Here is a 12,180-nt window from a genome sequence, read left to right on the forward strand (position 1 = left end):
CAGCCTTCGTCTTGTCCCATTGCTTCATTGGTTGTCGGACCATACCAGAAACACAGAAAACCACTTGAAATCGGAAATGCGGCTAATAGGACGCTTAAGTTTATCAGGAACACCAAAATGACAAACGCCCAAAAACAAGCTGAACTACGTCGCCGAATCTGGCAAATCGCAAACGATGTGCGCGGGGCCGTAGATGGTTGGGACTTCAAGCAATATGTTCTGGGCGCATTGTTCTATCGCTTCATCAGTGAGAACTTCACCAGCTACATCGAGGCCGGTGACGATAGCATCAACTACGCCAAGCTTGGCGATGAGGTCATCACGCCTGAGATCAAAGACGACGCAATCAAGACCAAGGGCTATTTCATCTATCCCAGCCAGCTCTTTGCCAATGTTGTTGCCACTGCCAACACCAATGACAGCCTGAATACCGATCTGGCGGCGATCTTCACGGCAATAGAAGCCTCCGCCAGCGGCTACCCTTCGGAACCCGATATCAAGGGGTTGTTTGACGACTTCGACACCACCAGCAACCGTCTTGGCAACACAGTCAACGCCAAGAACAAGCGCCTTGCCGCCGTTCTCAAAGGCGTCGATGAGCTGAACTTTGGCACCTTCCAGGGCAATGAAATTGACCTCTTTGGGGATGCGTACGAGTTCCTGATCTCCAACTACGCCGCCAATGCCGGCAAGTCAGGGGGAGAGTTCTTCACCCCCCAACATGTGTCGAAGCTGATCGCGCAGCTTGCCATGCACAAACAGGATAAGGTCAACAAGATCTATGACCCTGCTTGCGGCTCTGGCTCGCTGCTGCTGCAAGCCAAAAAGCAGTTTGATGACCACATCGTCGAAGACGGCTTTTTCGGGCAGGAGATCAACCACACGACCTACAACCTCGCCCGCATGAACATGTTCCTGCACAACATCAACTATGACAAATTCGATATGCGCCTTGGAGACACCCTGACCGAGCCGCATTTCAATGAAGACAAACCCTTTGATGCCATCGTGTCTAACCCGCCCTACTCGGTGAAATGGATCGGTGCGGATGATCCGACCCTAATCAATGACGAACGCTTTGCCCCTGCTGGCGTGTTGGCCCCGAAATCCAAGGCGGACTTTGCCTTTGTGCTGCATGCGCTGAACCACCTGTCCAGCAGGGGTCGTGCGGCGATAGTGTGTTTCCCTGGGATTTTCTATCGCGGTGGGGCGGAGAAAAAGATCCGTCAATATCTGGTGGATAACAACTATGTGGAAACGGTGATCTCACTCGCGCCGAACCTGTTTTACGGCACCACCATCGCCGTGACCATTCTGGTGCTGTCCAAACACAAACCTGACACCAACATCCAATTCATCGACGCCAGCGGCGAAGAGTTCTTCAAGAAAGAAACCAACAATAACGTCATGACAGATGACCACGTGGCGCGTGTGGTTGAGATGTTTGATACCAAAGACAACATCGACCACGTGTCGCAAAGCGTGGCCTATGACCAGATCGCCAGCAATGATTACAACCTGTCGGTCAGTTCCTATGTGGAGCCCAAGGACACCCGCGAAGTGATTAACATTAAGGAGTTGAATGCCGAGATCACCACAACCGTGGGCAAGATCGACGCCCTGCGCCGCAACATTGACGCCATAATCGCGGAGATCGAGGCATGAGCGGGTTGGGTTTCATTGAAAAGCTGCTGGATGGGGCGGATGTTGAGTGGAAGCTTCTTGGAAACGAAGATTTCTTCGACATCGCCAACAGAGGACGTAAACCGGTCAAGGCCGCACTCCGAGTAGAAGGGCCAACGCCTTACTACGGCGCGAATAACATTCAGGACCACGTTGAGGGTCATACTCACGATGGAGAGTACATTCTCATTGCCGAAGACGGCTCTGCAAGTTTAGAGCGCTACTCAATTCAGTACGCGACTGGTAAGTTTTGGGCGAACAACCACGTCCATGTTGTGCGCGGCAAAGCGGGCGTGAATACGCGCTTTATGTTTCACTATATGCAAATCGTGAACTTCATCCCCTTCCTGACTGGAGGCGGTCGGGCAAAGCTGACTAAAGGGCAATTGGTAGAAATCCCGTTCCCTATCCCCTGCCCAGAGGACCCTGAAAAATCGCTGGCGATACAGGGGGAGATTGTGTGGATTTTGGACGCTTTCACCGAGCTTACCGCCGAGCTTACCGCCGAGCTTACCGCCGAGCTTACCGCCCGCAAAAAGCAATACAACCACTACCGCGATGAACTGCTGTCCTTTGAGGATGGGGAGGTCGAATGGAAGACGTTGGGGGAGGTTGCCACCTACTCAAAAAATCGCATTGATCATAGTGAGCTAGATGAAGAGAGCTATGTGGGTGTCGACAATCTATTGCAAAATCGGGCTGGAAAAACACTTTCTTCACACGTCCCAACTGCTGGCCGTTTCACGGAATATCTCGAAGGTGACACCTTGATCGGGAACATTCGCCCCTACCTAAAGAAACTTTGGTATGCGGACAGAAAAGGCGGAACCAACGGTGATGTCTTGGTAGTTTCACCGTCCTCACCAATAATTTCGCCGCGCTTCTTGTTTCAGGTTCTGTCGGACGAACGTTTTTTTGAGTACAATTCAAAACATTCAAAAGGCGCCAAAATGCCTCGTGGAAATAAGCCAATGATCATGGAGTACTTGGTCCCAATTCCGTATCCAAATGACCCTGAAAAGTCCTTGCAAGAACAAGCCCGCATCGTCGCCATCCTCGACAAGTTCGACACGCTGACCACTTCGATCAGTGAAGGCTTACCGCGTGAGATCGAGTTGCGGCAAAAACAGTATGAATATTACCGCGATCTGCTGTTGAGCTTTCCCAAGCCCGACACAGACGCCGCATGAGGTAGATACGGGCGCTTTGTTTAATCAGTTGCCATGACAGGAACAGAACCGTGAGTGAATTCAAAACCATCGCTGAATCCAAGAACTTCATCGTTTTGGAAAAATACGCCAAAGCGTGGGAGGCCTCAGAGGGCTATCAGACCGAGGCGGATTTGGAACGCGAATTGGTTCAGGATTTGGTCAACCAAGGCTATGAATTCCTACCTCATGTCACCACGCCAGACGCCCTGTTGGTGAACCTGCGCGCACAATTGCAGGGGCTAAATGATGTGCAGTTCTCGGACGATGAGTGGACCCGTTTTGTCAGTGAATACCTCGACAAGCCCAGCGAAAACATCACCGACAAAGCCCGCAAGGTGCATGATGATTACATCTATGATTTCACCTTTGATGATGGGCGCATCCAGAACATCTATCTGTTTGACAAGAAAAAGGTCGCCCGCAACAAGGTGCAGGTGCTCAAACAGTTTGAACAAACCGGCACCCAGGCAAATCGCTATGATGTGTCCATCTTGGTCAATGGTTTGCCTTTGGTTCAGATCGAGTTGAAAAAGCGCGGCGTGGCGATCCGCGAGGCGTTCAACCAAATCCATCGCTATAGCAAGGAGAGCTTTAACAGCGAAAATTCGCTCTTTAAATTCTTGCAGCTTTTCGTGATCTCAAACGGGACCGACACGCGGTACTTTGCCAATACGACCAAGCGGAACAAGCATAGCTTTGACTTCACGATGAATTGGGCGAAGGCGGATAACAGCCTGATCAAAGACCTCAAAGATTTTACGGCCACGTTTTTCCAGAAAAACACGCTGTTGAATGTGCTGCTGCATTATTCGGTTTTTGATGTCAGTGACACACTACTGGTGATGCGCCCCTATCAGATCGCGGCCACGGAACGCATCTTGTGGAAAATCCGCAGCTCGTTTGAGGGCAGGACATGGAGCAAGCCTGAAGGCGGCGGCTATATCTGGCACACCACAGGGTCGGGTAAGACGCTCACCAGCTTTAAGGCGGCGCGTCTGGCCACGGACCTGCCCTTTGTGGACAAGGTGTTCTTTGTCGTGGATCGCAAAGATCTCGATTACCAGACGATGAAGGAATACCAACGGTTCTCCCCCGACAGCGTGAACGGGTCGCAAGACACCAAGGGGCTGAAGGAGAACCTCTATAAAGACGACAACAAGATTGTTGTGACGACGATCCAGAAGCTCAACAACCTGATGAAGAGCGATGAAAAACTGGAGATATACAACAAGCAGGTGGTTTTCATTTTCGACGAGTGCCACCGCAGCCAGTTTGGAGAAGCGCAAAAGAACCTGAACAAGCGGTTCAAGAAGTTTTACCAGTTTGGCTTTACCGGCACGCCGATCTTTCCTGAAAATGCCTTGGGTTCGGAAACCACGGCAAGCGTGTTCGGGCGTGAGCTGCATTCCTATGTCATCACCGACGCGATCCGCGACGAAAAGGTGTTGAAGTTCAAAGTCGATTACAACGACGTGCGTCCGAAGTTCAAAGCCATCGAGTCTGAGCAGGACGAGAAAAAGCTGAGCGCGGCGGAAAACAAACAAGCCCTGCATCACCCCGAACGCATCCGAGAAATCTCGCAATATGTTCTGGATCACTTCCGCCAGAAAACCCACCGCCTGAATGCCAGCGGCAAGGGTTTTAACGCCATGTTTGCGGTCAGTAGCGTGGAGGCGGCCAAGCTCTATTATGAGACCATCAACACCCTCCAAAAGGACTGCGAACGCCCCCTGAAGGTTGCAACGATCTTTTCCTTCGCAGCGAATGAAGAACAGGGTGCAGTTGGCGAAATCGAAGACGAAGGCTTCAACGTCACAGCCATGGATAGCAGCGCCAAAGAGTTCCTGAGCGCCGCGATTGAAGATTACAACGGCTTCTTCAAGACCAACTACAAGGTCGATAGCAACGGCTTTCAGAATTACTACCGCGACCTGGCCAAACGGGTGAAGTCCCAAGACATTGACTTGCTGATTGTCGTGGGAATGTTCCTGACCGGGTTTGACGCGCCAACGATGAATACCCTGTTTGTCGACAAGAATCTGCGCTTCCACGGCCTTATGCAGGCCTTCTCGCGCACCAACCGCATCTATGACGCCACCAAATCCTTTGGCAACATTGTGACATTCCGCAACCTAGAACAGGCCACCGTGGATGCCATCACCCTTTTTGGGGATAAGAACACTAAGAATGTGGTGCTTGAGAAGAGCTATGCCGAATACATGGACGGCTACAAGGACGCGGAAACAGGGGAAGCACGTCGCGGGTTCGTGGATATTGTGGCCGAACTGGAGGCGCGTTTCCCTAACCCCGAGGCCATCGAAACCGAGAGCGACAAGAAAGAGTTTGCCAAATTGTTTGGTGAATATCTGCGCGCCGAGAATATACTTCAGAACTACGATGAGTTTGCGGCCCTTACAGCGCTTCAAAACGTCGATCAGAACGACGCTGTGGCGGTTCAAACCTTCAAGGAGGCCCATCACCTGACAGACGAGGCGTATGACGGCCTGACGGCGATCCAGGTGCCTCCAGAGCGAAGAGTGCAGGACTACCGTTCGACCTATAACGACATTCGCGACTGGCTCCGCCAACAAAAGGACTCAGAAACCCAGGACCAGCAGACCATTGATTGGGATGACATTGTTTTTGAGGTCGACCTTCTAAAGTCCCAAGAGATCAACCTGGATTACATTCTTGAGCAGATCTTCGAGAAGAATAAGAAAACCAAGGACAAATCCGAACTGATCGAAGATGTCCGGCGCATCATTCGCTCCAGCATTGGCAACCGAGCCAAGGAGAGCTTGGTTGTGGACTTCATCAACGAGACAGACTTGGATCAGATCGACGACAAAGCCAGCATCATTGATGCTTTCTTCACCTTTGCCAGATCAGAACAAAAACGCGAGGCCGAGTCTTTGATTGAAGAAGAAGATCTGAACTCCGAGGCCGCGAAGCGCTATCTCGCAAGCTCCATTAAGCGCGAATATGCCAGCGAAAACGGAACAGAGCTCAACAGCATTTTGCCAAAGATGAGCCCGTTGAACCCTCAGTATCACAGCAAGAAGTCTAGTGTGTTTGCTCAAGTCGTTGCGTTTGTAGAGAAGTTTAAGGGGGTCGGGGGAAAACTATGAGGTCCCACGGTACGAAATGGCTTACATGCGGGCGCTTTCTCAAGTCTATTGTTCAATTGATGCGACTAAACCGCTGGCGGGGATCTGCGCAAAATGTCTAAACCCCGCTCGATCAACATCTTCCTTCTCGACGGCGATCCGAACAGCATTCGGGTAGCGCAAATATCAATGTCGACTATTCAGGCAATCGCCTTCCGTCGGAACCAACTGCGCCGCGTTCGCGATGCGTTTCCAGAGATCGAGCGCCCTGGCGTATACATTCTCATCGGAGCAGACGAAACAGCCGCGGAAAGGCAGCTCGGCTATATTGGCGAGTCTGAAGGAATTGGTGAACGGCTTGCCACGCATAACTCCAACAAATCTGGTCGTGACACCAAGGATTTCTGGACCGATACCGTCGTGCTCATCAGCAAAGATGAAAACTTGACTAAAAGCCACGCACGCTATGTTGAGGCCTGTTTGATAAGGAGCGCTGGGAGCAATCCGCGTTGGACACTCCCCAATTCGCGCATGCCGTCTGACGACGCGGGCAAATTGCCGTTGCAAGATCGCACGGCGATGGATGAGTTCGTCGACCAAACCAAGACGCTTGTCGGGGCTCTCGGATGGGACCTTTTCCGCGAGGTGAAGGGAAGAACCACTGAACCGGCGGACGGACAGGCAATCCCAATAGCGGAGCCTTCAACAAGCCCACGATTTTTCTTCCGCGGTGGCGGGTTTGCCGCTGAAATGGAAGTCGGATCTTCTGGTGATTTTGTTGTGTTGGCCGGCGCCAAGTCACGGGTTCGCACGACACCGACCATTCCCAAGGGAACAGTCACGCTCCGAAATGCATTGGTTGAAAAGGGTGTACTTCGAGAAGAAGGTGAGTTTTTGGTCTTCACAAGTTCCTACAGTTTTTCGTCTGCTTCCGCTGCAGCGGCTGTTATCCAGGGCGCCGCAGCAAACGGCCGTATCTTGTGGAAACTCCCGGACGGCCGGACTTACGCGGATTGGGAAGCCGATCCTGAGGATATCTCTGATCGAATTTGACGCTCAACCGCTGCATCAATGCTGGCGTTTTTTTTCAAGATTGGCATCCCCGCCCCTGCTCCCGCAACACTGCATAATCCGCCATCATCTCAACAACGGCCGACCCGTCCGGCAACCGCGCCAGCTCCTCAGCCGCCCGCACCTGCATTTCCCGGCTATATTCCACGACCGGCGGACACACTGCCCCGCCGCCCCCGTCAAAACCCGCCGTCGCGCAACCGGTCAACAAGCTCGCCGCGATTGCGAGGACGGCGCGCCGCCGCCTCCAGCATTCTGCGCTGAACTTCATGTGCTTTCTCCTCGTGTTCCAGTTTTTCCGCCATGCGCCCCAGGCGCTCCCCGGAGCGACGGATCGACAGCAGAAACAACGCAAGCGCAAGCGCCACGGTGCCGTAATGCACGAACCTCCTGACTGCAGCACTGCCCGCCAGCGCACCCAAGATCGCCCCAATCATCGCTGCCCCCGCTTCCAATCATCGAGCCGCGCATAGATCGTGACCGCGATGCCGCCGAGCGCCACGGCGATGAACACCCAGCGTAGCGTGTCGAGGTATGGCACCAGCGGCAGGATCGCGCCTTGCGTTTCTGCCAAAACATCCTGCGCGACTTCCACACCCGCTGCCCCCAGCGTTGCAACTCCGGCTGCCCCACCGCCCTTCATGGTCCGGCTCTCGGCCAGAACCTCACGTGCCGGCGCCACCTCCTCCACAAATGCCGTCGCCCGCACCGGAAACTTCTCACCCCATTCCCGCTGCGGCCCAAGATCAACATGCATAAACCCCGAGCGCGGATAAAACCCGAAGCCGAGAAACCCGACCTCCCTCGCCGAAGCTTCGAATGCCACCGGATCATGGTTCGCCATGGCAATATCAAACGCCGCGCCAACCATGTGCTTGGACCGCTTGGCCCCACCCACAGCGCGGTTGTGTTCCGGGCTGCGATAGGCCGAGCGCACAATCAGCGGCTTGCCCAGCCGGTCGCGCAGCGCCTGCAGCTTGTCCAGCGCCGCCTCATTGACCCGCAGCTTGCCGGTGCCGCGGCAGGCAATCTCGGCCGGCGAGAAGTTGGACCAGCGCCAGGCGTCGTCCGGCACGTCGCGCCAATGCTCATAAAATCTCGTGCTCATACATTCCTCCAAAAAAAACCACCCCACAGAGGACCTGCAGGGCGGTGTTGTTCAGTGCTGTTTAGGTGTCGATTGATCGGGACCAGCTTGCGGCTCGATCTTCGGATATAGCTTTGCAGACGTCTCCGGCGTGGCGACTTAAATCACACCCACGGCCTCTCTCACGCCCCCCGCCACCCCGCACGCCATCTCTCATCCCCCCGACCCAAAAATCCTGAGCTTGAGCGCAATGCCGGCCAGGAGCGCCAGGATCAGACCTGTGGTGATGAGATGCACGGTGGTCTGCACGGCCGTGCGGCGCACAAAACGCACACAGTCCAGAAGCGAACGGAGATCGCGTATATCCAGCGCCGCGTGTTTGCCCTCCAGCCCGACATCGGCCAGCGCCTGCCTGGCGCCCTGCTGGGCGGCACGCGTGAGCATGGCCTCCAGTTCAATTGGCGAGATCTGCACCGCGTGATGCGGCGCACCGGGCGGCGCGCTTTCTGTGCCAGCCACGCTTGTGGCCAGATAAACCGGCGCCCTCTCATCCCCACTCATGACGACACCAACCCAATCTCCGCAGGCAAGCTGGCACTGTCCCAATCACTGCCATCTACAGGATTGCTGGCCCAACTTGTGTAATGGGTGGAGGGCGCAATATCCCCGGGCGTGACGGGGGTCGCATCATAATCCACCCCGCCCATCCGCAAAAACGCCGCCAGCCCCGTGGGACCGGCAGCCCCAAGCTGGGCGGTCTTTTTGACATGCACAGCGGCAATATTGGGCTGGCCCGCCGGACCGGTGGGCCCTGCTAGCGTGAACGACAGTCGCTGGCCAATGACGTCGCTGGTGGCGCGGCTCAGAGGATCCTCATCAGTGAGGGCCGCCACCCCGCCGGTAAACTGATCATAGACACCGGTCTGATCAGGGCTGCGACGCACAAAGCGCCGGCCAATGGTGGAGACACCATCCAGAACAGCAATATGGGCGATGTACCAAACGGTGTTGGTGTAATGCCCATGCATCCCCTGGTTCTTCCAGATGCATTTGACGGGCATGCCCATGCCACCTGTGTTGGGTGTGGTGGCCGAGCTTTGCAGAACGCCATCAACATATAAATCCATGGTGATCTCGGCGCCCACGGCAATGCGGATGTCAAACCAGTAGGTGAGCGCGGTGGCTGCCAGAAAGCTTGAGTTGCCCATGACATAGCTGTCNGGGGTCCGCCCATTCCGCCGAGAAAGGCTGCACGGCGCTGTTTGATAGGTCGAGCTTGATGCAATTTGTATCCAGAGCGGGATCAAAGCCGGCAGCATCGGTGCTGATCAGCGCATCCACCCCCATAAGATCGAAGGTCTGATGGCCGAGATGAAGAACATGGGTCATGTTTAAGGCTCTACCTCTATGTAAATGCTGATGCGGTCGGCCGAGACGGCCTTTGTGGTGGCGTGCTCGGCAAAGCTTTCAGCGCCTAGGATGTTTTGCGGCTCCAGATCACTGTGATCTGCCCAGGCTTCCACCACGCGTGCTTCCAGATCTGCGCCCGTGCCAAAGCCCAGCCACATCTCGGCACCGGAAAGCTTCAGCCCGTCGGGCATGTAAAAGCGCATGGGCCGCGCCTGCCAGGCGCCATAGCTGATGGCGCCCGTGATGCGATGGGCGCGCAGGGATATCTCGATGTGTTTTGTGAGCGGCGGCGCTTGATCGGTCGGGATCTCTTCTTTCAGAAACACAAAGCTTGTGCCCGTGCCGGCCTCAAGCACCTTGGCCGGCGGCTCCAGAGCGGTGTCCGTGTCAGGATCCACCCATCTGAGTTCCAGGTGATAAAACACGCCCGGCTCGGGTCCAATGCTGGCTGCGTCATGGGCATCGATGATCTGGCTGGTTTGCGAGAGACGATCGCGATGCGCCCAGGTCAGCTGAAGCGGTCCGTCATTGAGCGCATTGATATCGGCCATGAGCTGCCCGTTGGCGCGCACATCGCCCGGCGGTAATGGCCGGATGGCGCGGGAGGCCATCGTGATCTGATCTTCTGAGGCCTGCGCCAATGGCAAGGTCCCAAAGCCTGTTTCCGGCAAGAGCTTCACCGAGAGCACCTCTCCGGCGCCAAAGACCGGATCGGTAGCATTGGCCAGCGCCTGCCAGAAGATCACCGGCGTGCCGGCCACGTGGGATTGGGGCATGGTATCCAGACAGCCGCGCCCGAGTGTGAGCGTGGTTGGGCTCACGCCATCGATTCGCAAGAGCTCCTCGTCAATACTGGCCAGCGTGCCAATGGGGACATCTTCGAGCCCCTGCCAGGCGCCCACGGCCACCTGCCTCTGCTCGGGATCCTCGGAGAGGTCTTCTCCCAAGAGCGCTGTGGGGGCAAACTCCACCGGCTCCAGTGGCTCATAGCCGCTGCCCATGTCATGCCAGACTTGCGCGGAGAGCGCATCCGGTGAGGGGCGCTCGGCAATGGCCACCAGCGCACCGGCATCCGCATCCTCCTCGAGCCGCGCATCGGCTTGGGTGTGGCCCAGCTCTTGCACCAGAAGCCAATATGGGGCCTCAGACACCCAGCGGCGCGCGAGCGGTTTGGGCGGCACGATCAGCGCGCCGGTCTCACTGCTCTCTCCGCCGACAAAGGCAGTGCTGGAGAGCGCAAAGACATCCTCGACGAGTTTAAGGCCAATGCCATTCTTACGCCCGTCGCCCAAATCCATCTCCGCTACGCGCATGATGACATGAGAGAGCCCGCGCTCGGGGCTCGTGAGCGCAATGACATCGCCCGGATCCAGATCGGCGCCTGCACGGGTGACGGTGATCTCACCAGAGAGGAGCGGCGCAGAAAGCGCCTGCAGATCGCGGGCGGCCACGCGCGATGCCAGCGCCTCATGGCGAATGCCGGGATAGTCCAATGTGGTGCTGATGACCTGCCCGAACTCTTGCACAAGGCCGGTGTCGCTGACACTGACGGTGCCGGTCTGATCGGTGCGGATGTCTGTAAAGCGCAGGGTGAGTGCATTGATGAGATCACTGGCCTCACGCCGACCGAGCTCTCCCCAATCCACGATGTTGCTGTCATCAAAGACCGGAATGGTCTCGGGGTCATAGTCATCGCGAATAAGGCGCAGCTCCCAGCGGCCCGAGCGGCGGTTGATGTAGAGATAGGCATCAATATGAGAGAGCACATCGGCAATAAAATCTTCAATGGCGCTTTCGCGCTGCCAGAGAAGCGAGAGGCCAAAGCTCTCTGCAAAGAGCGTATCAGCGGCCACAGCAAAGCTTGGGCCAATGTCGGCGGTGCTATAGCCCAGCCCCCAATCCTCATTGGTGAGGCATTCACGAATGATATGGGCGGGGTTCATATCCGGATCACGCCCAAAGCCCGAGCGGAAGGAGGCCACGAGCGCATCCGGGTCTCCCTCGGGCACGATGGGCACGCCATCTACGGGGGTGTTGTCGATCTCTGCGGTATAGGCAGTATTGGGCAGGGCGATATTGAAAGCGTAGACATCGAGATCTGCAATGTGGGCCAATGTGGCTTTGGCAGCATTAACACTGGAGGTGGGGCTTGGCTCTCCATCGGTGACAAAGATCAGCACGCGGCGCTTGGAGCTAGCACCCTCAAAGAACGCCTCTGCCTCACTGACGGCAGCGCCAAAATCCGTGCCCCCATTGGTGAAGGACGAGAGCCCCTCAAGCCAGTCGCTGAGCTCGCTATAGGCGGTGCTATCAGCATTGCGCCGCAGAATGGTGCTTTGGACCTCTGCGGCATAGGTCAGGATCTGGATGTCATTGGGGCTGGCATTCTCACGGGCGAGGTTGTTTTTGCCGATCTCGTCAATGAGGCGGGAGACGGCCGTGATCTGCGCGCCCATGCGCGACCCGGACATGGAGCCTGAGGCATCCATGGCGATATAGATGGCGGTGCCTTCGATGCGCACCTCGGGCACAATGCGGGCTGTATCGGGATACCATTGGGCCGTGCCGTCCTGTGCGCTCAGGATCCGCGAGACCCGCACGGCCCAGGGCT

Annotated in this window: 9 protein-coding genes; 4 read left to right on the forward strand and 5 right to left on the reverse strand. The window is 56.1% G+C overall.

Going from position 1 to position 12,180, the window contains the following annotated elements; all coding sequences use genetic code 11:
• Positions 1 to 117 precede the first annotated feature (117 nt).
• From FAP39_RS16350 to FAP39_RS16365, 4 genes are all read left to right on the forward strand, one after another.
• Entirely contained in the window at positions 118 to 1,665 is a 1,548-nt protein-coding gene (locus FAP39_RS16350; RefSeq protein ID WP_138017454.1) for a type I restriction-modification system subunit M, read from the forward strand.
• On the forward strand, positions 1,662 to 2,873 hold the full coding sequence (locus tag FAP39_RS16355; protein ID WP_138017455.1) for a restriction endonuclease subunit S: 1,212 nt from the start codon (positions 1,662 to 1,664) through the stop codon (positions 2,871 to 2,873). Before FAP39_RS16350 ends, FAP39_RS16355 begins: the two co-directional genes overlap by 4 nt.
• A 50-nt stretch (positions 2,874 to 2,923) precedes the next feature.
• The gene (locus tag FAP39_RS16360; protein ID WP_138017456.1) at positions 2,924 to 6,022 is read left to right on the forward strand and encodes a type I restriction endonuclease subunit R; all 3,099 of its coding nucleotides are present in this window, start codon (positions 2,924 to 2,926) and stop codon (positions 6,020 to 6,022) included.
• A gap of 93 nt (positions 6,023 to 6,115) precedes the next feature.
• Positions 6,116 to 7,054: a GIY-YIG nuclease family protein gene (locus tag FAP39_RS16365; protein WP_138017457.1), complete on the forward strand. Its 939-nt coding sequence runs from the start codon at positions 6,116 to 6,118 to the stop codon at positions 7,052 to 7,054.
• Positions 7,055 to 7,251: 197 nt separating this feature from the next.
• On the opposite strand, the gene FAP39_RS16375 is transcribed toward FAP39_RS16365, so the two are convergent.
• From FAP39_RS16375 to FAP39_RS16395, 5 genes are all read right to left on the reverse strand, one after another.
• A complete protein-coding gene (locus FAP39_RS16375) occupies positions 7,252 to 7,509 on the reverse strand; it encodes a hypothetical protein (RefSeq protein ID WP_138017459.1) in 258 nt (85 codons plus the stop codon).
• Positions 7,506 to 8,180 carry a YcbK family protein gene (locus FAP39_RS16380; RefSeq protein ID WP_138017460.1) on the reverse strand — a complete coding sequence of 225 codons (675 nt, stop codon included), beginning with the start codon at positions 8,178 to 8,180 and terminating at the stop codon, positions 7,506 to 7,508. Before FAP39_RS16380 ends, FAP39_RS16375 begins: the two co-directional genes overlap by 4 nt.
• Positions 8,181 to 8,372: 192 nt before the next feature.
• Complete coding sequence (locus FAP39_RS16385; protein WP_246059213.1) at positions 8,373 to 8,720, reverse strand: DUF6127 family protein; 348 nt, start codon at positions 8,718 to 8,720, stop codon at positions 8,373 to 8,375.
• Complete coding sequence (locus tag FAP39_RS16390; RefSeq protein WP_246059214.1) at positions 8,717 to 9,367, reverse strand: hypothetical protein; 651 nt, start codon at positions 9,365 to 9,367, stop codon at positions 8,717 to 8,719. Before FAP39_RS16390 ends, FAP39_RS16385 begins: the two co-directional genes overlap by 4 nt.
• A 183-nt stretch (positions 9,368 to 9,550) precedes the next feature.
• A partial coding sequence (locus tag FAP39_RS16395) for a phage tail protein (RefSeq protein ID WP_138017461.1) occupies positions 9,551 to 12,180 on the reverse strand: 2,630 nt, incomplete at its 5' end.

The organism is Shimia litoralis (assembly GCF_005518135.1).
GTDB lineage: Bacteria > Pseudomonadota > Alphaproteobacteria > Rhodobacterales > Rhodobacteraceae > Shimia_E > Shimia_E litoralis.

Bases quoted from the DNA above. Each gene is read 5' to 3' on its own strand.
- FAP39_RS16350 (WP_138017454.1), top strand. From the start codon at position 118: ATGACAAACGCCCAAAAACAAGCTGAACTACGTCGCCGAATCTGGCAA.
- FAP39_RS16355 (WP_138017455.1), top strand. From the start codon at position 1,662: ATGAGCGGGTTGGGTTTCATTGAAAAGCTGCTGGATGGGGCGGATGTT.
- FAP39_RS16365 (WP_138017457.1), top strand. From the start codon at position 6,116: ATGTCTAAACCCCGCTCGATCAACATCTTCCTTCTCGACGGCGATCCG.
- FAP39_RS16375 (WP_138017459.1), bottom strand. From the start codon at position 7,509: ATGATTGGGGCGATCTTGGGTGCGCTGGCGGGCAGTGCTGCAGTCAGG.
- FAP39_RS16380 (WP_138017460.1), bottom strand. From the start codon at position 8,180: ATGAGCACGAGATTTTATGAGCATTGGCGCGACGTGCCGGACGACGCC.
- FAP39_RS16385 (WP_246059213.1), bottom strand. From the start codon at position 8,720: ATGAGTGGGGATGAGAGGGCGCCGGTTTATCTGGCCACAAGCGTGGCT.
- FAP39_RS16390 (WP_246059214.1), bottom strand. From the start codon at position 9,367: ATGGGCAACTCAAGCTTTCTGGCAGCCACCGCGCTCACCTACTGGTTT.